Annotated in this window: 38 protein-coding genes; 2 read left to right on the top strand and 36 right to left on the bottom strand. The window is 24.1% G+C overall.

The genetic code is table 11. The features are described from left to right. Positions 1-39: 39 nt before the first annotated feature. The 36 genes from AVBRAN_RS06670 to AVBRAN_RS06495 form a co-directional block, all read right to left on the bottom strand. Positions 40-537 (bottom strand): hypothetical protein, encoded by a 498-nt coding sequence (locus AVBRAN_RS06670; RefSeq protein ID WP_239802835.1) that lies wholly within the window; start codon positions 535-537, stop codon positions 40-42. A 64-nt stretch (positions 538-601) separates the two neighbouring features. Continuing rightward, positions 602-1837, bottom strand: a complete 1236-nt coding sequence (locus AVBRAN_RS06665; RefSeq protein ID WP_239802834.1) for a hypothetical protein — start codon at positions 1835-1837, stop codon at positions 602-604. 11 nt (positions 1838-1848) lie between these two features. After that, complete coding sequence (locus AVBRAN_RS06660; RefSeq protein WP_239802833.1) at positions 1849-2748, bottom strand: hypothetical protein; 900 nt, start codon at positions 2746-2748, stop codon at positions 1849-1851. A gap of 43 nt (positions 2749-2791) precedes the next feature. Further along, complete coding sequence (locus tag AVBRAN_RS06655; RefSeq protein WP_239802832.1) at positions 2792-3451, bottom strand: hypothetical protein; 660 nt, start codon at positions 3449-3451, stop codon at positions 2792-2794. A 9-nt stretch (positions 3452-3460) separates the two neighbouring features. After that, the gene (locus AVBRAN_RS06650) at positions 3461-4642 is read right to left on the bottom strand and encodes a hypothetical protein (protein WP_239802831.1); all 1182 of its coding nucleotides are present in this window, start codon (positions 4640-4642) and stop codon (positions 3461-3463) included. Next, positions 4635-5069, bottom strand: a complete 435-nt coding sequence (locus tag AVBRAN_RS06645) for a type II toxin-antitoxin system antitoxin SocA domain-containing protein (protein ID WP_239802830.1) — start codon at positions 5067-5069, stop codon at positions 4635-4637. The genes AVBRAN_RS06650 and AVBRAN_RS06645 overlap by 8 nt, the downstream gene beginning before the upstream one ends. Then, positions 5066-5602 carry a hypothetical protein gene (locus AVBRAN_RS06640; RefSeq protein WP_239802829.1) on the bottom strand — a complete coding sequence of 179 codons (537 nt, stop codon included), beginning with the start codon at positions 5600-5602 and terminating at the stop codon, positions 5066-5068. The genes AVBRAN_RS06645 and AVBRAN_RS06640 overlap by 4 nt, the downstream gene beginning before the upstream one ends. 19 nt (positions 5603-5621) lie before the next feature. Next, positions 5622-6131: a hypothetical protein gene (locus tag AVBRAN_RS06635; protein ID WP_239802828.1), complete on the bottom strand. Its 510-nt coding sequence runs from the start codon at positions 6129-6131 to the stop codon at positions 5622-5624. A gap of 45 nt (positions 6132-6176) precedes the next feature. Beyond that, positions 6177-6443 carry a hypothetical protein gene (locus tag AVBRAN_RS06630; protein WP_239802827.1) on the bottom strand — a complete coding sequence of 89 codons (267 nt, stop codon included), beginning with the start codon at positions 6441-6443 and terminating at the stop codon, positions 6177-6179. 21 nt (positions 6444-6464) lie between these two features. Continuing rightward, the gene (locus AVBRAN_RS06625) at positions 6465-7229 is read right to left on the bottom strand and encodes a hypothetical protein (RefSeq protein ID WP_239802826.1); all 765 of its coding nucleotides are present in this window, start codon (positions 7227-7229) and stop codon (positions 6465-6467) included. 287 nt (positions 7230-7516) lie between these two features. After that, on the bottom strand, positions 7517-7768 hold the full coding sequence (locus AVBRAN_RS06620; protein ID WP_239803728.1) for an ImmA/IrrE family metallo-endopeptidase: 252 nt from the start codon (positions 7766-7768) through the stop codon (positions 7517-7519). Positions 7769-7802: 34 nt separating this feature from the next. Further along, positions 7803-7991 carry a hypothetical protein gene (locus AVBRAN_RS06615; protein WP_239802825.1) on the bottom strand — a complete coding sequence of 63 codons (189 nt, stop codon included), beginning with the start codon at positions 7989-7991 and terminating at the stop codon, positions 7803-7805. Between the two features lie 13 nt (positions 7992-8004). Continuing rightward, positions 8005-8220, bottom strand: coding sequence for a hypothetical protein (locus AVBRAN_RS06610; protein ID WP_239802824.1), 216 nt, complete (start codon positions 8218-8220; stop codon positions 8005-8007). Between the two features lie 11 nt (positions 8221-8231). Then, complete coding sequence (locus AVBRAN_RS06605) at positions 8232-8774, bottom strand: hypothetical protein (protein WP_239802823.1); 543 nt, start codon at positions 8772-8774, stop codon at positions 8232-8234. 89 nt (positions 8775-8863) lie between these two features. Next, on the bottom strand, positions 8864-9451 hold the full coding sequence (locus AVBRAN_RS06600) for a hypothetical protein (protein ID WP_239802822.1): 588 nt from the start codon (positions 9449-9451) through the stop codon (positions 8864-8866). Between the two features lie 2 nt (positions 9452-9453). After that, the gene (locus AVBRAN_RS06595; protein ID WP_239802821.1) at positions 9454-9993 is read right to left on the bottom strand and encodes a hypothetical protein; all 540 of its coding nucleotides are present in this window, start codon (positions 9991-9993) and stop codon (positions 9454-9456) included. A 44-nt stretch (positions 9994-10037) separates the two neighbouring features. Then, positions 10038-10199, bottom strand: a complete 162-nt coding sequence (locus tag AVBRAN_RS06590; protein WP_239802820.1) for a hypothetical protein — start codon at positions 10197-10199, stop codon at positions 10038-10040. A 143-nt stretch (positions 10200-10342) separates the two neighbouring features. Continuing rightward, positions 10343-11215 carry a hypothetical protein gene (locus AVBRAN_RS06585; RefSeq protein ID WP_239802819.1) on the bottom strand — a complete coding sequence of 291 codons (873 nt, stop codon included), beginning with the start codon at positions 11213-11215 and terminating at the stop codon, positions 10343-10345. An 88-nt stretch (positions 11216-11303) separates the two neighbouring features. Further along, positions 11304-11777, bottom strand: a complete 474-nt coding sequence (locus AVBRAN_RS06580) for a hypothetical protein (protein ID WP_239802818.1) — start codon at positions 11775-11777, stop codon at positions 11304-11306. A gap of 19 nt (positions 11778-11796) precedes the next feature. Further along, entirely contained in the window at positions 11797-12081 is a 285-nt protein-coding gene (locus tag AVBRAN_RS06575; protein WP_239802817.1) for a hypothetical protein, read from the bottom strand. Continuing rightward, a complete protein-coding gene (locus tag AVBRAN_RS06570; RefSeq protein ID WP_239802816.1) occupies positions 12081-12320 on the bottom strand; it encodes a hypothetical protein in 240 nt (79 codons plus the stop codon). Before AVBRAN_RS06570 ends, AVBRAN_RS06575 begins: the two co-directional genes overlap by 1 nt. A gap of 14 nt (positions 12321-12334) precedes the next feature. Beyond that, complete coding sequence (locus tag AVBRAN_RS06565) at positions 12335-12580, bottom strand: hypothetical protein (protein ID WP_239802815.1); 246 nt, start codon at positions 12578-12580, stop codon at positions 12335-12337. Between the two features lie 4 nt (positions 12581-12584). After that, entirely contained in the window at positions 12585-13325 is a 741-nt protein-coding gene (locus tag AVBRAN_RS06560) for a hypothetical protein (RefSeq protein ID WP_239802814.1), read from the bottom strand. A 1-nt stretch (position 13326) separates the two neighbouring features. After that, positions 13327-13956, bottom strand: coding sequence for a hypothetical protein (locus AVBRAN_RS06555; RefSeq protein ID WP_239802813.1), 630 nt, complete (start codon positions 13954-13956; stop codon positions 13327-13329). Positions 13957-14072: 116 nt separating this feature from the next. Continuing rightward, entirely contained in the window at positions 14073-14408 is a 336-nt protein-coding gene (locus AVBRAN_RS06550) for a hypothetical protein (RefSeq protein WP_239802812.1), read from the bottom strand. Continuing rightward, positions 14398-14826, bottom strand: coding sequence for a hypothetical protein (locus AVBRAN_RS06545; RefSeq protein WP_239802811.1), 429 nt, complete (start codon positions 14824-14826; stop codon positions 14398-14400). The genes AVBRAN_RS06550 and AVBRAN_RS06545 overlap by 11 nt, the downstream gene beginning before the upstream one ends. A gap of 69 nt (positions 14827-14895) precedes the next feature. Continuing rightward, positions 14896-15396, bottom strand: coding sequence for a hypothetical protein (locus AVBRAN_RS06540; protein WP_239802810.1), 501 nt, complete (start codon positions 15394-15396; stop codon positions 14896-14898). After that, a complete protein-coding gene (locus AVBRAN_RS06535) occupies positions 15393-15896 on the bottom strand; it encodes a hypothetical protein (protein ID WP_239802809.1) in 504 nt (167 codons plus the stop codon). Before AVBRAN_RS06535 ends, AVBRAN_RS06540 begins: the two co-directional genes overlap by 4 nt. Beyond that, a complete protein-coding gene (locus AVBRAN_RS06530) occupies positions 15893-16333 on the bottom strand; it encodes a hypothetical protein (RefSeq protein ID WP_239802808.1) in 441 nt (146 codons plus the stop codon). The genes AVBRAN_RS06535 and AVBRAN_RS06530 overlap by 4 nt, the downstream gene beginning before the upstream one ends. A 15-nt stretch (positions 16334-16348) precedes the next feature. Further along, positions 16349-16642 (bottom strand): hypothetical protein, encoded by a 294-nt coding sequence (locus tag AVBRAN_RS06525; protein ID WP_239802807.1) that lies wholly within the window; start codon positions 16640-16642, stop codon positions 16349-16351. 68 nt (positions 16643-16710) lie between these two features. Further along, a complete protein-coding gene (locus tag AVBRAN_RS06520) occupies positions 16711-17079 on the bottom strand; it encodes a hypothetical protein (protein WP_239802806.1) in 369 nt (122 codons plus the stop codon). A 172-nt stretch (positions 17080-17251) separates the two neighbouring features. Continuing rightward, complete coding sequence (locus AVBRAN_RS06515) at positions 17252-17503, bottom strand: hypothetical protein (RefSeq protein ID WP_239802805.1); 252 nt, start codon at positions 17501-17503, stop codon at positions 17252-17254. 26 nt (positions 17504-17529) lie between these two features. After that, positions 17530-17832, bottom strand: coding sequence for a hypothetical protein (locus AVBRAN_RS06510; protein WP_239802804.1), 303 nt, complete (start codon positions 17830-17832; stop codon positions 17530-17532). A gap of 25 nt (positions 17833-17857) precedes the next feature. Further along, on the bottom strand, positions 17858-18619 hold the full coding sequence (gene traF, locus AVBRAN_RS06505) for a conjugal transfer protein TraF (protein WP_239802803.1): 762 nt from the start codon (positions 18617-18619) through the stop codon (positions 17858-17860). After that, the gene (locus AVBRAN_RS06500; protein ID WP_239802802.1) at positions 18616-19470 is read right to left on the bottom strand and encodes a TrbC family F-type conjugative pilus assembly protein; all 855 of its coding nucleotides are present in this window, start codon (positions 19468-19470) and stop codon (positions 18616-18618) included. Before AVBRAN_RS06500 ends, traF begins: the two co-directional genes overlap by 4 nt. Further along, positions 19463-19876 carry a hypothetical protein gene (locus AVBRAN_RS06495; protein WP_239802801.1) on the bottom strand — a complete coding sequence of 138 codons (414 nt, stop codon included), beginning with the start codon at positions 19874-19876 and terminating at the stop codon, positions 19463-19465. Before AVBRAN_RS06495 ends, AVBRAN_RS06500 begins: the two co-directional genes overlap by 8 nt. Before the next feature lie 700 nt (positions 19877-20576). Here AVBRAN_RS06495 and AVBRAN_RS06490 point away from each other — a divergent pair. After that, entirely contained in the window at positions 20577-21521 is a 945-nt protein-coding gene (locus tag AVBRAN_RS06490) for a ParM/StbA family protein (RefSeq protein WP_239802800.1), read from the top strand. Then, positions 21487-21816 (top strand): hypothetical protein, encoded by a 330-nt coding sequence (locus AVBRAN_RS06485; protein WP_239802799.1) that lies wholly within the window; start codon positions 21487-21489, stop codon positions 21814-21816. The genes AVBRAN_RS06490 and AVBRAN_RS06485 overlap by 35 nt, the downstream gene beginning before the upstream one ends. Positions 21817-21841: the final 25 nt, after the last annotated feature.

Here is a 21841-nt window from a genome sequence, read left to right as displayed (position 1 = left end):
CTTTCATATTATTTATTAGTCGCATAATTCTAATAGTTATTAAAATAGTTTCAAATTATTCTTTATCCATTTGTTGTCTTCATCTTTTAAATGTTTTTTATAATTTTCTAATTCTTCCTTTAAAGGGTGTCCAATTCTAATAAAATCTTCACATAAAACCATTATTGCTAATCCGTAATTATATTCGTTTTCTAAATCTTCAAATCTATAAAGCTTTAGTTTTTCTTTTAGAAATGGCACAATTTTATTGTTAGGTATTTTTTCATTAAATTCTTTTATAAAATATGCTAATGAATAAAACGAATAACCATCAACATCGCCACAACTTTCTGGATCAATTGGATATACTAAAATATATTCTTTTATAATATCTAAATCTTTTATAGTTACATATTTTGGCTCTTTTACTTCATCAGTCCAAATCATAACATTGTATCCGCCTAATGCCACTTCCATCACAGCAATATCTTTTATTTGTTCTAATCTAGATATTTGTTTTTTGCTGTGTTCATCTAAATTATTTAAATCTATAATCATTTCTGTTTTTCCTTAATTTTAATAATGATATATATTACATATTGGCAACTTCATTTTATTGTATTTAGCATTTACTACTCCTATTCTCTTTATCAACACAATAATTATCATAAAAGCTATCTATAAAACCATTAAGAAAGCGAAAGTCTTTTTCCGATTTAGCTTCATTAAGATTTAGTGTTTCTAAAAAGCCATTTCGTAAGTGAAACCAATAGTTTTTATCTTGAAAGTCTAATTCATCTCTCATGCTAAAATAAATATCTTGATTATTAAAATAAAGACTTTCTCTAAAATGCTTAATACAAACACCAAATTGAGAATATATTCTTTTACGCTCTTTAATAATATCCTTATCGCTTATATTTTTAATATTTTCAATTGTTATTTCGTAAGCTTTGTTAATTAAATAATGTAAATCTTTTGGTTTTGAAAAAGCTCTAAACGGATTGTGCATAGTATTAAATAAATAATCCTCTATACTTTTTGGGACATTTTTATCAATAGTTTTTATAATTTCATCTTTAAAGTGATTTTCTTTATAGTATTTTTCAATATCTTTGCATATTTGAATATCTTCTTCTGAACCTACATAATTATATTTAAAGTTCTTTTTCATATATTCATATTGTTCATTGCTTTCATTTTGCTTAGCATCTCTAGTTTTATATAAGCGAACTAGATTATTTTGCAAGTTGTTTGTTATATTATTTTTCCAATGAGAGATAAAGTTATTTTTATGCTCTATGTTCTCTCTTACCTTATCTTTATCTTTGCTTTTTTCTAGCAATATTTCATTTATTTTATCTATGCCTTTATCAATGATTAACTCCATATACTCTTTTATATCAAAATGCTTATAATGAGTAGGTGCAATTATTTTTTTATCCGAATCATATTCATAGATAAATGCGTGGTCTATTATTATATAGCTCATAGTAGCCATTTTTCTTCTATCATTAGCTAAATAATTTTCGTATGATTTATTTAAATAATCTAGCATAATGCTTTTTAAAAAATTATCACTTGACATATCTATATCAACCATAAGTCTTTCAAATAAAGCTATTTTCATATCTTTATCCAAAAAGTCTTCATAGCATTCAAGTGAATTTTTATTTACACCTATTAAAAAATTAAAGAAGTTATTTTCTATTTCTTCATTTATATTTAATAATTTCATTTTTTCGCTATTTACTACAAAACTTGGTCTTATAAATGTATATTGCAAGTCAATCACTGCACAAAATACATTTTGTTTTTTCTTATCTATAACAAATGCGTGGGTTAAATATCTTGCCATTTTAAATATCCTTATTTTCCTTTAATATCAAACTCTAAATCTTTTTGTTCTAAAAATGTTAAAAAATAGCTGAGATTAAAGCTAGTATCTTTAATATTTACAGATATAGCGTGTATGTCAGAACTAGCATAATTACCAAAAACACTCACATAGTTTTTTTGTTCTATCGTATGTTTTAATTCAAGCTCTTTTTGGTTTTGTATATGTTCATATATAGACATTATACTAGGATACTCTTTTTTATAGGCATTTAATCCACATAATTCCTTATTGACTACGCTTTTAATAAAATATATTGTGAGTAATGAATAATTTTCTAAGCATAGCTCAATATTTTGATTTGGCATTTCTATATAAATGCAATTTTTTAAATACTTGGTATTAAAATTTTGTGAATTTGTATGTTTTGCTACCTCATCAATATTAGCATTAATACATACTCTATCTATATAATTAACCACCAACTCAGCTAAATCAATATTATCAACATTATCATCTTTATATTGACTAGCCATAAAGCAACATTGATTAACTATTTCAACTATCAAGTTATTGTTTAAATATTTGCTCGGAAATGGCTCTAGGTTATGTGGGCTAAAAACTTTAGCAACTAAATCCATTAATGCAAAGAAATCGCCAAATTGATTAATACATTCCTCATACACTATATCTGTTTTAGTGTTTTCTTCATATAAAGAAATGCAACATAAGGCGATAGAACCAAAAATCAAAGCTTTTTCTTCTTCATTATTGCTTTCCAAAGCCAAATCGCTTAAATATCTTAATATGCTATACATATAAGCTTGATTAAAAGCATTTAGTGTATAGTTTTCTCCAAGACTTGTAGATATTTTAAAATCTTTTAGTTTTCTTGAGCTTTTTATAAGCTTATCAAATTGTTCTTTAGTCATTTTTTAATCCTTTCAATTTCGTTAAAATTAGGTTTATTTTCTTTCATTCTTTATCCTTTCTTAAAGATTTTATAATAAGCCATGAAAAATCTTTAGGGTCTTTTACATAAATATCGTTTTCCCACTCCATATCATTTTCAGTATAGCTAAAAAACTCAATTTTTCCTTGTCTTGCATAGTCAATAACCAAATGTAAAAAGTTATCAGTATTATCAGTTCTTTTGATTTCTTTTTGTAGTTTTTTTATACTATCAACTAATGCAGTTTCACATTTGTTGCTATCGTTTTTATTTTCAAAATCTTGGGTTTTTATATTGTAGCTGCATACATAATCTTGATTATTTTCTTGATATGAATATACAATATGAGTTATGTTCCTATAATCATTTGTTTTTGATGCTAAATAAAACAATCCAAAAAATACTGCTAAACAAATAATAAACCTATTTTGCACTTTCTCTTCAAAATACTGAATGTATTCCATTACGCCTTTAGGCTTATAGAAAAATGGTATAGCCAAAAATACCACTAAAAGCAAGGTAGGTATAATAAATATAGCTTTTAAACCTAAAAAATTAAACATTTTAGTTAAATGCACTAAAAAGCTTTCACTTAATATAACCTCATCAACCATATAATCTAACAAAATAAGTGCGATTATAATCCACCATAAGCTAATTGGTTTTTTTCTTGTGTTTTCCATTAATAATCCTTATTGTTTAAAAAATATAAAAAGAACCCAAAAAAACCATAATATCCCTAATGCACATATTATATGAGCAAATAAATTATTTTTTTTGCTTGGTATTGTTTTTTTAGTATTATCAGATTTAGTGCCTAATATTTTTTCAATAGTATAATTGTTCTTAATACTCACAAAATCAACATTATCAAAAGTATAATATTCTTGATTAGTAATAGGCATATTACTTTTTAAAACTTCTATATTTGTGTAATAATCAGTTACAATATTATTAGATTGATAATAACCAAACTCACATATTAAAAAACCAACTTTCTTATTATATTTTTTTGAAATTACTTCTTCTTGTGGAATACCTTTGTATATTTCTTGAATGTCTTTAGGTGCATAACTTATATCAGGCATAACAACAATCCTAAAAAAATATCCAACTAAATAATTATCTTCTTGTAAATATTCTTTAGTAGTATTTTTTAGCTTATCTTCCGAAACCATAAAATCATACTTTTTAAAAGTATCTTTAAAAGTAGATATAAAATATTCAGATACTTGTTTTGCGTTAAAATCTCCTGCAAGATTTCTACTTAATAGGTATTTTTCATACTTATCCTTGCATTCATCATCAAGAACTATATAAAATCTTAGCTCTTTATTTTTTAATCCATAGGATTTGTTTTGTTCTTTTTCGCTATTTTCTAAAAAATGAACTATAATTTTTTTGCATTGTTTGATATATTTGATAATATCAAAACTACTTTTATTTTGTGTATTAATGATATTATAATATTTATGATATTGTTGGGCATAATCAAGTTTTTCATAAATTTTACCAAAATAAAACTTTGAGGTTTTTTTATATATTTCATTTGCAAATAATACATTGGCATTTTCTATAGCTTCATTTGTAAATAATACATTATCGTTATTCTCTTGATTATATTCTTCTTTTAATTTTTCATATTCTTTTTGATTTACACACTTCATATCATATTGATTTTTTAAATCTAAAGTTGTATATAACATACCTTTCGCAATACTTCTTTTTAAAGTCAATAGATAGCTATTATAATATTTATCATCTATATAATATCTGCTATCGCAACGATTTTCTAATGTAATTACTTCTAAGATATGTGTTTTGTTTGGCTCTAAAACTTCATAATTATTCTTAAACTTAATTTGATTACTCATTAATAAGCTCCTTAACCTCTAAAAGAATATGCTTTTTAGGAATTATTTCTCCTATTCCTACACCATTATTAAAAGTTTTATACCAAGCCCCACCAACTTGAGTATTTATATCCACTAATTTAAATGGGTTTAAGTTCATACAATTTTCAATCAGTGATTTTTGCTTATATGACAATTCTAGTCTATCCGTAATGTCATCTGCTATCGCATGAGCAGCATAGCGACTATAATTGTTATATACTTCATATATAATTGCCCCATATTGAAAAGCTTCAAAATCATCTTCAAATAATGGCTCATTATGAAATTTTATATTTTGAGCTTGTAGAAAATATAAAATTTTCTGTAGTTGCAAATTAGTGATTTTATGATTATTTTCATGGCAATATTTAATCACTTGTTTAGCATAAAACATTGCGTTTTTCATTGCTTTCTCCTTGTGGTATTTTTGCCACAATAGTAGTAATCTTTATAAATTTCCATTTCATAATTACTATAACTAGAACTACGAATACTTTCTCCACAATTAAAAAAATAAAAAAAGCTACAATTATTTTCAAGATGACTAAACCCGTTACCATCATCTATGTGTTCGCAACAAGCACTAAATCTAGTCTTCATCTCCTCTTTGATTTCTTCAAGCGTTCTAATATCGCTAATTAGATTTTCATCTTCAATAATGAAATATGAATCTGATTTTTTAGATAACTCTATATATTTTTGTTTCAGTTCTTTTCTTGCTTTTTCTTGTATATTATCAAACATAGAGCCTAATGAGTATTGTGAGCTGTTTTTAATTTTTGTTAAGGTTTTGTTATCTAATTGATAACCTACAACATCAACACAAGACTTTTCTTTCACATCTTGTATTTTTTTAGTTAAAATGCCATTTTGTATTGAATTATTAATATGATTAGAAAATAACTTGTAAATAGAATAAATTGCCACCATGCTAAACACAATAATTATCAGTAATATTTTATTTTTCTTCATTGCTTGTTTCCTTTGTTCCACAAATATATTCAAAAATGTCCTCACAATGAGATATTTGATATATAGTTATGATAAATAAAATTACACACATGCTAAACACAATTTTATCTTCCAATAAAGTAGGGTCTAAAATTAGAAGAGTAGCAAATAAGCAAAATGGGATAATTGTATATATAAGCAAAAAAATTCTACTAGGATATTTTGATTTTTCAAGCACAAAAACAAATAATCCATCAAATATATCACCACTAATAAAGAAACAAGCTAAAAAAATTACTAAAAATGTAGGATTATTAGATATATAGAGTTCTAATATAGTATATACCACAATACCAACACACATTAAACAGCTTTTTTTAAAGAAATAAAAATATTTGCTTGTTTTCATGTCAAATAAAATTATAAAAATTATCAAATAATTAAACAATAAAGCAAAAGATATTAAAATATGCAATAGTATTTCCACCAATGGTAATAAATTTATACTTACCGACATTGTTTATCCTTACCTAATATTTGAAATAGAAACATAATGACTCATTTATGCACCTACAAAAACAAAGCAATTAAATGCCAATAGCACAATTACTATTAGTGAGCCAAAAGCCCAAGCAAACTTTTCGGTTAAATAACAATAAAAGCTTACGACACATAATCCAATAGCAGCTACCCAAAATGCCTCTTTTGATTTCAACCAAGCAAGAACAATATTACCTGCACCCATTGTATAACCACTCAAAATTAAAACAACAAACGCCGTAGCGATTACACTAATCATATAGATAGTTTTAATGTTACTTTTTGCCATAATTTATACCTTTTTAATTTATTAAAATAACTCTAAAAATGTTTTAGTATCAATTGGATTTAATTTAAAATAAATATTTCTTTTTTTAAAATAACCTAATCTTTTTCTTAGATTATCAATCATTTCAGACTCTTCTAAATAAAACCAAAACTCAGTATCCACGCTATCATAATCAGTTTCACAACTAATATTAAAATCTATATTTTGGGTATTAGATATGTATATTTTGTTTTGATTTATATTAGATAATTCTTTTTGGATAAGTTCGCTCATAGCATTTGTAAAATATAGCTCTAATTTGCCATATTGCTTTTCTAAAGCTTTAAGGATTTTACTTGTTACCTCATCAATATTAGTTTTATTTTCAAAAAGATTATGTCTTTTTACATCTTTTATATTTATATTTAACTTGTTTTCTTTTATGATATGCTCTAGTATTCCATCATAATCGTGCACAATATCTTCAGTAAGACCAATTTTTTGATAGTGATATTTTAGTTCAAAGTTTTTATTTATAAAATAAACACCATTATCTCCTAGATCGAAATCTTTACAAAAATTAGCAATATTGAAACTATCTTCAATTAAATATGGTTCTTCACGCAATTTGCCATAATTAAAAGCTAATTCATTAATCTTAGCTAAGCCTTTAAAATCAGTATTTAAATGTCTTGCTAAATCAAGCGTAGGTTCTATGCTATCCCACGCACCATTCCAATGATTGTAAAACATTTCAATTTTTTTGTTTTCTTTATCTACTTGTGCTACATAACATCTATTTCCCATATAATTCCTTTAATTCCTGTTTTTTATTCTAATATTATAGTATATTAAAATGAAAATAAACTTAATTATACTAAAAAAATAGTATAATTAAGAAAGTTTAGTTTTTTGTAAACATGAGAAACAAATGTTTATCTACATACTTTTTTGTATGAAAGGAGTATGTTTGTCAAGAGTTAATATCTTTAACTACACATATTAAGGTTAATTTATATGTGTGATAAAACTATACACCTTTTTTTAATAATCCTTACAATATGAATAAAAAATATTACTAAATGGTTTATTGTTTAAACTATTATTTCCAATGATAACAATCGCATTAAAATCACTTTTTTGGGAAAATTATTTAAAATTTGAGCTAGTTTTTCTATATTATAGTCTGCAAGTTGCCAAGCTTGTTCAATTCTTTTTTTAGGAATAAGCAATATAGATGCAAAAACATCTGCTTCATAATCTTTACTATCATTTTTATAGTTATTTTTAAAATATATATGCTCTATTTTATCATGCAATATGATATGTGCTATACTACGAGCTATTAAAAAGCGTTTTGTGATAATATTTTCATATTTATTAATATGAATAGTTTTTTTTATTTTTATTTAAAATACTTAAAATCTCTTCTTTGCTACTAAAATTAGCCTCGTAAACACAATAACCTAATTGATTAGCTATGTAAATAGTATCAATATTGTTTGTTTTATCTAAAGATAGATTTTTCAAAGTTAATTCTACTGCTTTTTCTATATCTTGAGTAGTCATACTAATCCTATTTTTATTTATAATAATATGCAAAACTTAAGCAACCACGCAAAATATCATCTATATCTTCTAAACTTCTACATATATAGTAGCTTGAATATTTATTATAAAAATGTTTATGATATAAAATAACCTCATCATCATAAATATAATAATTATATATTTCTTGGTCTTTATTATTGAGATTGAACTTATAAATAGCGTGGTATAGAATACTTTCTAAAATCATTTAGTATTCTTTTAATTGTGAGTATCTACCATTCTTTTTACAACAATATATCTTTCGCCACAAGCAATTTTATCTTTTATTGTAAAAGCATATTCATTTTCATACTCATTAACACTATAAATATATTCGCTAGACTCTAATTGAGTTTTAGCTTTTTCAAAAGCATCGTTTAGATTATCTACCTCATCTTTAATACGCTTTTTTCCTTGTTTTTGTATCTCTTTAGGATAATAAACTCCATTATTGATATGAAATACTATTTGATTAATTACTGAACAAATCACATAATAATCAAAGCATTCAATATTTCTCCCATCAAAGTAACTCACAAGTGGTTTAATACGATTAAAAAAATCTTCATTAAAAGAACTATCTGGGTGTCCGTAGGGATAAACTACAGCTTTTTTATTTTTAAAATCTAAATCTAAGCAAAAGCTATCTTCTTCATATTCGTTATTTATAAATAAACTTATCTCATTATCATTATGCTTAGCTATTGAATACTCAAAATCTAATTCCATATTATTTAAAAAATCTTCAAAAATATTTTTCATAATAAATCCTTATCTATTTAATTTACACCAAAATTATATAGTTTTAACCTAAATATTTACTTAAATATGAATATTTATGAATAATAACTCTAATATTTATGCTTAATTTTTTCTAGTTCAATATATCCATTTAGAGCCTTAATAAATTTATCAGAATATTTTTCTTTTGCACTAGATTGATATAAAAAATTCTCAGTATAACCCAAATGCTCAACCAAAGCTTTTTTTGTAATAGGCAAAACACTGGTAACAGCATTAATCTTCTTGTTAATATCCTCTTCGCTAAGAATATCGCTTAAACGAAGATATTTTTCTTCTAAAGGCTTAATTTGTTTTACTTCTACATTATCAATAAGATATTTTATCAATTCTTCTATTTTATCCATCATGTTATCTTTTCTCGTAGATTTTATATCAAAGCTATAAATAAAATTAGCGTGGTTATTTAATTTAAGTTCTAAAGAAGATATAAACAAAACATCATCTTTTATAAAGCTACTATAGTAAATATCTACAACATTGCGTGATTTTTTCTTTAGCATACTCAGTCTAAGTTTTAAAAAGCTTTTCACATTGAATAAATGTGGATAAAAATAAGTAGCAACATAAACTCTATAAAATAAAAGTTTCTCTTTTTGCACTAATTTTATTTGATATTCAAAGCCATTATAAACCAAAATCAACACCTTTCTTCTTCAATAACTATTGTTTTTTCAAGTTCTAAAAGTCTATTTATTAAGCTATCTAACGATTGTTTATTAAAGAAAATAGGACTAAATCTAGCTGTAGCATTTATTCTGAATATGAAATTGTTATATTCATTTTTAAACTCTTTTTTTGTTAGGCTTATCTCACTATCGCTCTTATCTTGTTCTGTTTTATAGTCTATTGCAAAAAAATTAGTAGTTTTTTGCATAATTTCTTCATAAGTTTGTTGAGGTAAAAAATCTTTATTATTTTTGACAAAAACTAAAAAATTTTCAATTATAAGCAAAGTCTTTTGCTTATATTCTTCTTCTATTCTGTAATTAAATAGAGGACCACTAGGGTCAAAACAATAAGCAAAATACCATGCCGATAAACCTAAAAAAACAACACCAACCCACCCAAAAGTTTTATCAAACCAAAACCAAATTCCACTTAAAAACATAAGAAATACTATAATGTTTCTTGTTTTGTTTGGTATTTTAAAGTTTGTAATATTCATAATTTCATTCATAAATTATCTCCAATATTTTTTCATACTTAAAAGCAAAAATATACCTACAAAGCTAGGTAAAAAATACCTACAATATACTCTTGCTGAAATTGTGGATCACTTGCTTTTGGAAAAACATTTGGTAATGATAAAATAATTATGCAAGTAATATTCATAATGATACTAGCTATAATAATCGCAAGAGCTATTTTTTTCTTTATATACATATACTAACACTCCAAAAACAATCTATCAATTTGTTTGTATTAATCTATCTAATATAGTCTTGCAAAAATGCTTTATATATTCATAACCACAATCACATTTTATAGCTTTATACTCAATTCATTTATAAACCATATCTACTCCTTTAAAAACAATTATCTATTGCATATTGCATTTCAAAAGCATAATATATTTTTTTATATTGCTCTTGCTTTTTTTCATCAAAATCTGTTTCTATTTTTTCTAGGAAAAAGCCCATTTTATGTTCGCTTTCCTTATTAAATTCTTCCTTTAAAAAAGAAAACTCTTGATTCATAGCCGCACTTTTTAAGAAATTTGGTTGTAGCTGCTTTGGTAACAAGTGTGGATTTTCTAAATAATGAATTGCTTTATAATATTCAGTTAGCTGATACACTGTAAAGATACTAAAGAAACTATTCCAAATATTAAATATTTTTTCTAATCTTTCTTCAGATATATTTTCAAACAATTCGTAAAATGTTTTTAGATTTTCTGACATAGAAAAACAAAAAGTAGTTTCCCACCTAGCAAAGTTTTGAAATTTAGTATCGCTAAGTTCAACCATTGATAAATCAAAAACTTCATTACTACCATCTTCTTCATTCATATATATGCTTGATACAATATAGCTAAAATCATCAAAACTTTTTATTTTCTTGAAAAAATGATATTTTTCTTTTGGGGTTAAAACTTCTGTTTGGAATAAGCTAGATTTTGCACACTCTGTAAGTTTAAGTTTTTCAATATCAACATCATATTTATACATTGCTTTTAATAACTCATCGCCAAAATTTAGTATTGGCAAATTAGAATTTTCTAAACTCTTAACTAGGTCTTTGTTTTCACAAATATTCCCTAAATCAAGGTCATAAAAATCAATTTCATAATTAATGTGATATGGGTTTTTTATATCTTGAAAACTAACTACATTAACATCATTTTTTTCTGACATTAAATCTATAAATGTTTGAATTTCATTTTGGTTTTTTATAATCATAATAAATCCTTATCTATTTAATTTACACCAAAATTATATAGTTTTAACCTAAATATTTACTTAAATATATAATAAAAAGTAATAATTATTATAATAATAAATATTCAACAACCTTTTTAATATCATTCAAAGCAACATTGTAAAAAGAATACGAATATGAAATGCCACAATCATAAGTTGATTTTTTAACATATTGAATAAAAATACTTTGGTTCTCAATATTGATATTTTCAATTTCAATAGGATTTAAAGTTTCAAATTTTAAAACAATTACTTTTTGCAATATACTATCATTAAAAATATCTGTTTCAATTATTTGTTCATAGCTCTTTTTAAATTTAATGCTAAGGTCGTTTTGATTTTTAATGGTTATATCAAAGCTAACCACTAAGCTTTGCAAATCATTTTTATTTTTTAAGTAGCTAAGTTTATTCTTTACCTCATCTATATCATCAATAATTTTGATTTTTTTGGATTTAAAATATGGCGTAAGTTCTTGTAGTAAATCTAACATATAATCTTGTCTAAAGAACAATTGTTCTAATAAGCTTTCTTTTTTCATTTTTACTCCTATTAGTTTTTTAGTTGTTAGTATTTTTTAAGTTTTCACACTCTTTTTTAAAATACATCGTAGCTAATGTAATATATATGTCTATAATGGAAATCATATAGCTACATGTCTTTTGTTCTAAATAATCAAATTTTTTAATAATATAATTATGTAAATCTGTTTTATTTTTTTCATTATCATTCATAACAGCTTTTGTAATAAGCGATATTAAGTAAAAAGAAGATATTTCTTCATTTCCTTTATATTCTTTTCTAATAAGCTCATCTATAAATTTGATTATTTCTAACATATTCATTATTTAATTTCGCTTTCTTTTAAATCTAAAGTTAATTTAAAATCAACTTTAGTATTGCCACTGCAAAATGAGCCTTTAATATTGTTATTGTTGTTTTTTAAATAGGTAATCATTGCTAAAACCACATCATCTGTAACATCTACTTTGTTTTTCCATTCAGTTTGATTTTTATTCAATTCTCCTACATAAATACGATTACTTATTGGACTAGCTCCGATTTTTATGTTTTCTAATTTCATTAATTTCTCCTTACTTAAAATCCCCATTTGTTTTTTCTTTTTTTTCTCTCTTTTTGCTCTTCTTCATTTTTTTTAAGAACCACCATTAAATTTAATTCTTTTTTCTGATCATCACTTAATCTTATATAGTGTTTATATTTGATTTTACGATATTGATAAATTTCTAACCACCATAAAAATTCGTATAATTTATAAAACACTATAAAGCCAATTCCTACTACAAGTGAAGAAAAAAATATCAAGGCTAATGTTTCTAACATTATTTTAATCCTTTGGCTCACAATTTAAAAGCCTAGCGAAATACCATTTTTTGACTTTAAACTCGCTATTTGTATATTGTTCCAAATCTCCACGCATATAAAAAGGTATTAATTTGTAATCAGCAGTTTCATAAGTTACATTAAATATATAGTATTCTTCGGTTTCTTTAACATCATCAGTATATAACTTAGTCCAATTATCATTAGAAAAATATATTCTTGCTTGTTGCTTAGCTTCACTTAAAGTATATGCACCTAACTCCCTTTGTTTTGATATGCTATTATATGAGTATGTTTCATATTCTTTTATTTTCTCTTCTAGGCATTTGAAAGGGTCTTTACCTAAAAGTTTAATTTTTAACATACACAAAGAAATTAATCTTTGAGCTGTTATGGTTTTATCTTTAAAGTTTAATCTGTCATCAAAAAATTCGTATGTTGTAATCTTTTGCAGAAGAGTTTCAGTATTGTCGTTGTTGTAATTGCATTCACAGTCAGTATAGAAAAACAAATTATATTCTGATTCTTTGCTAATATCTGCATCTTCTAAAATATTTAGTGTATAAATAGCAATATCACATAAATTACTAATAAGCTCATAGTCATTATTTGTTGAATAGCATTTATGGACTTTATCTAAAACATCAGCTATATATGTTTGCCTTTGTTTGATCACATATAACTTATTCTTACAAGACCACGCATTTAGTCTTTTTTTAATCTCTAGCATTTTTTCTAAATTCATTTTATAACTCCTTTTTACATTTTAATTTTATATAATATTTCAACATAGAATCGATATTATCTAGCTCACTTTTATAATATATATCCCCACAATAGTTTTTAAAACAATACACTCTACGAGTGCCTATTTCTTTTTGTATTTCTAAGAGATTTTTATAGCCGAATGAATATTTTTTAATTAGCTCTTTATTATCACTAAAGCCATTTGAATTCTGATTTTTTTCGTAATAAGCATTTTGCATTTTTTCTAAATCAAAATAATAATTATTAGATAATTCATATAAAGCATATATTGGTTTTTCTTGTAGTTCATCTTTTTTTAAGTCTGACTCAATGCTTGTATCAAGCTTAAAACACATTTTACTTATTTCAAGTTGCTTATTTTTTTCAATTTGTTCTTGCTTTTCTTTTTCTTGCTTTTCAATTATCAGATTTGCTTCCTTAGTTATTAGAAGACTAAACAAAAAAGCAGCAAGACTAGAAAGCAAACTAAAAACCAAAAAAGCAGGTTCAGTAGATATCAAAGAAAAAGCAATAAATACAATTATTAAGAATAAAGCCCCATAAAAAAGTAATACTAAAAAGCTACCATTGTTAGCCCATAAAAAACTAATACTATCTATTAATCCCATTAAAATCTCCTTATCCCAAAACTACCAATATTTCTTTTTCTTTTTCACTTCTTAGTCTATACGCGATATTTTCTCCATTTGCAAAAGCATTCATTACAAAGCACATATCTTTAATATCAAGCATTGCTAAAATTAGTTTTTATTGTTTGTGAGTTTTCTTCTTTAGTGTTTTCATTGCTTATTAGAGTTTTTAATAAATATACACTAACTTCTAAAGATATAAAAAATGCACTTACCACCTCATCATTACAATCCATAAATTCTTTTTTGCTTTCTTCAAAGTATTTTATAAAGCCATTAATATTTTTATCTTTTAGTAAAAACACCATTTTATTAAGTATTACAAGAAAATCTAATTTAGTATTGCTTGATATTGAATTAGATAATAATTTGCCTTGAGCTTTAATAATTAAGTTTATTTGTTTTTGGATAAGCTCTATACTATCTTTCATTTTTATTTCCTTTCCACCTTAGTTCTACTAAATCTTGATTTTTGTTAATTTCTTCTACTGATTTAATCACTTCTTCTACTGCTTTTTGCATATAGTTTTCATTTTTATTAAAACTTATAATATTGCAATCACAATATTTCTTTTCACTTTCATCTTCATAAGATAGCTTAATTTTAATTTTCTTATTTTCTTTATTTAAATAAAAATAAAATTCAACTTTTCCACTCACCCTACCACTAGAACTCATTTTATACAATCTATTAAAGGCTAAGTTCCCTAAAACAAAATCATATTCTCCACTTTCAAGTATGCTAAATTGTTGATATTTATCTTTGTAAATGTCTAGTCTTTCTACTGCGTGTCTTATTACTTTTTCTATACGCTCTTTTTTTATTAGTTCTACAACTTGTCTTCTCATTTTTTACTCCTTAATATTCTTTTTCTTCAATGTAAATAACATATAAATCATTTATACTCTTTATGCTCCTTAATTAAAATATTTTTTAAATAAATCCATAAAAACATTAATTATTTCATCTATTCTGTGATGTTCAGAAAATACACTGATTTCATCATTTATAACATAACAATTTTTTATAATACGCTCTTCTTTGCGGTTAATTTTTCCATAATTGTTTGGTTTTTGTTTGTATAATGTTTGATATAACTCTTGTAAAAGATAGTTGTATTTCGCCTTTTTATTTGCGTCAATATTGTATGAAAGCGTTACTTGTATTTTGCTACAATCACAATCATCAAAATCATTACTATAAATACTTATAAACTCTATTTTTTCAGTATAGCCTAAGGTATCAAGGTTTGCATAAACAACGCTTGTTTCAATAAAATTAACAAACTCTTTAGAAATCCTTTTTTCATATCTTTGCCCTTGTGTTTCTTTATGTAACTCTAGTCCGTATTTTTTTAAAAAATCAGTTAGTCCTATTGTATCTAGCGAACCTTTTTCAAAATAATACTTTTTACTCATCTTTTATCCTTTTTATCGTTTAATCTAAAAAACTTGCTAAATGTTTCCATAAACATCTGCCCTAATTCGTTTATATCGTGGTAGCGTGTAAAAAACTTAATTTCTAAATAATCAAGATAACCTGCACCTTTTTTAGCATAAGCATTGCTCCATTTTTTATCTTCTTCTGTTAGATTTTCAGTTAGCTTTTTTCCTAAATCATTCAAAACTAGCTCTAGTTTTCTTTTTGTAATATCGCTAACATTACGCTTATATATTATATGTATTGAACTTGCATTGAATTTTTTATCGTGATAATTTGTTGAAAATCTAATGTTTCCCATTTTGCCAAATAAATCTCCCCTATATTCTGTAATAGTGGAATTTATACAACTGCAGCCACTATAATAAGTCTGTTCTACTTGTTCGCTATGTAGATATATTCTATAATTAAACAAAAAGCTTTTTAACCCTTGCACTTTTTCAACTGCACCTTTTTCAAAATAATTCTCTTTATTCATCTTAAATCCTTTTTTGTGTTTTTATTTTGCTCAATATATTCTTGAATGGTTTTTTCAAGCTGATTTTCTTTAAGTATCTCTTCTAACTCTAATATCCTAATGTCCTTATCCTTTAAAAAAGAAATGATAAAGTTGTAATCTTTTAAAAAATCATCATCTAATTCATATTCGTTAGGGTCTGTCAAACAACCTAATGCAATATATACTCTATAATAACCTTTGTTTTTAAGCTCAAGTTCTTCAATTACTTTACTTAATGCAAACTCACTTAATATTTCTAAATCATATAAATGTATTTGGTTTTTAGAGTTTTGATAAGCGTAAAAAAACTTCATAGTTTGTTTGGTTAAATCTTTTTCTTTGATATTTTTTTTAATATATTCAAATACTTTTTTAGCAACTAAACTATCAAAATCTTTTATTGTTTTTAAAATCATTTTTACTCCTTAAAATTATTTTTTATCAAGATATGAGTTTAATGTTCTTGTATTGTCATAATTAGACAAGCCTAGACAAAAATCAAAATTTAATAATGTATTACCATCTTCTTTAACAATTTCAAATCCATTAATCGCATAATATCCATCATAATCGCCACCACCATCTTTAAATTGACTTACGATATAACAATCTTCGCCAAATTCTTCTTTTGCTTTTTCAAGCAATTTTATAAAATCAGTAATTTTTAATACTTCACTACCTATAACTCTATCAGACCCATATACTTTAATTGATTTATTTTTCATAAATTTTCCTTTTTTGTTATTTTATACTAAAATTATAGTATATAATACTTAATTTAATATTAAATATACTATATTTTTAGTATTATTTTATTTATTTTGCTAATTGTATCTATTAGATTGCTTTCATAGGAATATTGATTATTGTCAAATCTTTCATAATTCATTTTATTAATTAAACGATGAGGTAAATCTCTATTTTTAATACTTGCGAAAAAATGTCTAAATCTACTAAAAAAAGAATATTGTTTTTCTTGGATTTGTATGTTGTTTTTAAATAAGTTGATTACAAATTCCTTTTCATTTTTTATAAATATAAAATCAATATCTTTATTTGTTATATTGATATTAAGTAGGTGTTTAATTGTGTCAATAATTAATTCTATAAAATCCTTTATGTTAAGAAAACCAACATAGTTTTTATAGTCATATACCAACAAGCTAAATTTTTCCCACTTAGGATGTTTAAAATCTTCATTTAGCGTAATTAAGCTGAGTTCTTTATCAAAGAGTAGAAAATATATTTTTTTTTGATTTCTTATTTTTATTTGGCATAAGCGTTGTTTAAACATTATATTATAAGCCTTTACTATAAGTTTTTTTGTATTTTTATCATATTAGTCCTTTAAACAAATTGTTTTCATCATAAACCAAATGTTCTTTGCTTACTTGTAAGTTTTTAATAACTATTTGTTTTGGTAAAAGCTTGTAGCAATAATAAGATGAACTAAAAGACACACGATTACCTATTTGTTCATAGTTTTGATTTAAAAACTCAATTCTTTTATCAAACATAAGAAGTTCTAAATCTTTATGCTTAAATAGATATTTTGGTGCTGAATCATTAAGCCACGCATTTGACATAATTAAAGCAAATGGCTTATTAAAGCTTAATGCTCTTTCAAACATAAGTTTTTTATTCGTGAATGGTGATTAGATATGATAATATCCCATTGTTCTTTCGGTTCATATCTTAAAAAATCTTGACCCTTAGAAATATGAGAATATATTACTTTATGTCCTTTATCTTTAAAAATCTTAACAAAATTGCTTTTTTCTGTATCAAAAGGACACCAAATTACTTCATTGCCTTTTAAATACTCTAGTATGGGATATACGGCGTATGCTGGTGTGTAGCACTCATCGTTATTACCTTTACCATAAATAATATCAGCACTTGTAGTTTTTTTCATTGTAAGCCTTTAAAAATAAAAATATTTATTCATTATTAATTTCCTTTTTATCCTTATCTAGCTGAAACATAGTGAAATATATAATTAAGTCTTGTGTTAGCAAATTTCCATTAGATATTCTCTTTTTTTGCGTTGGAGTAATTGCATATATACTTGGAAAGTGTTCTAAATTATATTCTTTTTTCATATTTGGATATTCAAGAATGTTGATATATTTAGTTGGAACTTGATAAGGCATAGTTGATATTAGTCGTTTTATATTTAATAACTTATCATCTACTTTATCATAGAATACAAAGTAGTTTAATTCAGAGTTTTCAAAAAATGCTTTTTCTTTAGCTTTTTTTTCTTTTTTGATTTGATTGCTTTCAAAAGTTGTCGTTGGAGTATCTGCTATGATGAGATTGTTTTTATCAAGTAGGTTTTTTTGCCAACTAGAAGTAAATTCACTAGCATTATTACTCATAAAATTATTCATTATTTGCACAGCTAATACATTTTCTTGGGTAGGGTTCATTACAGCTGTATCTTTAGCTAATTCAAAAGCTTGTCTAAACTCTTGTGCTGTAAGAGAGTTTAAAGAGTTTAAAGGTATTTGGCTAATTTGTGTGAAAACAATAGGTTCTTTAGGTTTTTTTTCTTCTTTTTTCTTTTTTTCTTTTTGAATAGGCATTTTTTCATAGTAAAACCAACCACGCTTTTTATCATCATAAAAATTATCTAATGAAAATAAGCTATTTGATATTATTGTGCTTAATATAATTGTATGAAATAGTATATTCTTCATTTATAAAACTCGCTTACTTGCAATTTTTTAATCAAAGTTTGTAATGATTGGGAATTAGCTTTTTTGTTTATTTGTTCTAACGCATATTCTAAAGCCATATCCCCATAAAAAATAAAAACATTATCATCGCTAGAATTAATTTGCTTATCTTCATATTGTTCGTGTTGTTCTAGTATATTGTTATAGTTTTTAATATACACAATAGCAGGAACTTTAGTGATGTTATATGCTTGAATAATTTTTGGATTTATTGATAAATCAAAACCTTGCTTTGAGATAGTATTTAAATCTTTAAAATAATTTATTGTAGGAACAAGTTTTTTTAAATCATTTCCTATAACGCCTCGCAAAACAAATGCGAAATCTTGGGGAGATTTGCTTACTGAAATAAAATAGTTTTTAATTAATTCTTTTGATAAAGAAGAGCTAAGAACAATAAATATTCTCTCGTTTTTTAATAAAAGATTGTTTGTATTGTCATTATAACTTTGCAATTTTTGAATTAACTCACTACTTGCATTACTATTTAAATCGTATAGTAAATCTTTTTTTGCATTAATGAAATTGTTTTTATAATTTTCATTATTGATAATATTGTTGAGTTGTTGTGTTGAATTAATAATGTCGTTGTTTTTATTCTGAATTATAAAGTTATTGTCTATAGTTAAATCAATATTTTCTTTTAGATTTTGATTTTTTAAATCATTTATATTATAAGTATCATTTTTAAGTATTACTACATTATTATCTGCTTGTTGATATTTTTTATTAAATATATTTTTATCAGAATTATCATTCGCCATTAAAAAAGAGCAAAGAAATAAACTTAACACGAGTTTATATTTATTCATTTTTATCCCCTTGTTTTTTATTTTGATTGTTATCGTTATCTAGTATTTTTAAAAAATTAGTCATTCTTTCACTATCTGTATTATTGCAACTTATTAAGTCATTTAAAATCGCAAATTTTAAGGCTTTATTTAATTCTAGGTTTGGTAATTCTATTTTTATTTTTTGTATAGCATTACTCTTATCTATTTGTGCTACTTTTTTCTTTACTCTATCTTTTGCATAATTGAAAGTTTTATGGATAATAACATTAACTTGATTTGAATACTCATCTGATACTTGAGAAAAAATAGTAGCTTTCATAAAAGAAGAGAATTCTTTTTTAGTAACAGGTTTATTATTTAATAGTTTTTTCGTATAAGCTTTTTTATACCAACTAAAAGCCATTTCATTATATTTTTTATTCATAAAAACTCCTATTTTTTTAAAAAAAATATAGCTTAAAAATCAGCAATACTTACAATTGATTAAATAATTAATTTTGTATAAGGGGAAGAAAAAATATACTAATATATTGTGGGTTTTTTTATTGGGGGAAGAAAAAATATACTAATATACTAGGAGTAAAAGTCCTTTTTTAACAAAAATAAAGGGATAAAATACATATATAATCTATATTATATATAGATGATTGTGGGTTTTTTTATTGGGGGAAGAAAAAGCACACTAATATAGCCAAAAAACAAATTAAATAAATTTAAATATAAAATTTTTAAATTAAACGATAAAAGAAAACTTATAGTGGTTATATATAATTTGAATTTTAATATCACTTGATTTTAAAAAATTCTTATCAATATTTACATACAAATAAATCTAAAAAAATATTGTTAATTAAATAATACTAATAAAATAGATTTAATATTTTCCTTATTTATATAGTTATTAAAAAATTGATATTAATTGATTAAACAATTATAAAACATTTATAGTTAATTGAATAAACATATAAAAAAGTATGTTTTATTGTAAAAAATAAAATTATTCAATTTTTTAACATTTTTTATTCAATGTTTATACAATAGTATTGCATTTATTAAAAAATGATTGTATAATACTTCATAATCTAGAAAAGCTAGAAAAAATAAAAATTGAAAGGATTAAAACGATGGAGATTATTGCAATCGATATTGGCTATGGAGATGTAAAAGTCTTAGCAAATGGAAAAGAATTTAAGTTTCCAAATGCTATTTGTTTGAAAGGTGTTGAGATAGAAAAATACAAACTATTATCCGATAATGTTCCCCCTAAAAATGAATATCTTTATAATGGAAAAAAATACTTAGTTGATAAAAAAATCAACAATGCGATGAATACAAGAAATATACAATATCTTTTAAGTTATGCACCTTTATTAGTCTATCACGCACTAAAACTAGCAAATATTGATTTAAATGATGGCAAGAAAAGAACCTTAGTTACGGGTTTATCTGTATTTAATTTTAAATACACAAATGACTTTGGGAAAATACTTAATAAATTTTATATAAATGATGAACTTGTTGATTTTGAGGGAAGAGTAAAAATTAGACCACAAGGTAGAGGCATTTTTGATAGTTATCAAGGTAATAAAAAAGGTTTAGTCTATGTAGTTGATGTAGGATATAACACGCTTGATATTTTAGCTTATAAGGATGGAGAACCTATACCATCGGATTGCTTTGCAAATGAGCAAGGAGCTAATAAAATCATTCAAGATATGAAAAATATATTAGAAAATAAATTTGATGAAATTAACTTTACTGAACAAAAAGCAAAAGAAATTTTTAATTCTAAAAAAATAGAAATTGCAGGAGAAGAAATAAGTTTCGCAGATGAAATTGAAACATTAAAGAGTAATTATACTGAATATTTAATTAACTTATTATCTTCAAGAAAAGATATATTATACGAAGCTAATTTAGTGATTTTTAGCGGTGGCGGAGCTTATTTTTTAGATAAAGAATTAATAAAAGAATTGGTAAAAACAGCTGATTTTAGTGAATTACCTTACGAATTTGCAAATGTAAGAGGTTACTATGAGTATTATAATACAAATAACGCTAAAAAGTGAAAACGCTATTAATATAGCAAAAAAATTAGGCAAACATAAACGAATTTATATAGAACAAGCAATTATAGAATATGCTAAAATTTTAGAGAATGAAGGTAAATTAGATATTTTTTTTCAAAATTGTAATAGTCTTGAAGATTTGTTAAAAAAGCCAAGTTTAAAAGTAGATAAAAAGACAAAAACCAATCAAAATAATCTTTATAAAGCAGAAGAATATTTTGAAACAGAACAGAAAAGTGAAAAGATTGTGGAAAATAATCCAGAAGAACAACTTAAATTTGGTATGGATTTTTAAGGATTAAAGGAATTATCAATATTAA

The organism is Campylobacter sp. RM12651 (genome assembly GCF_022369475.1).
GTDB lineage: Bacteria > Campylobacterota > Campylobacteria > Campylobacterales > Campylobacteraceae > Campylobacter_E.
Note: the sequence above shows the minus strand (reverse complement) of the source record. Positions and strands in the feature narration are given on the sequence as shown.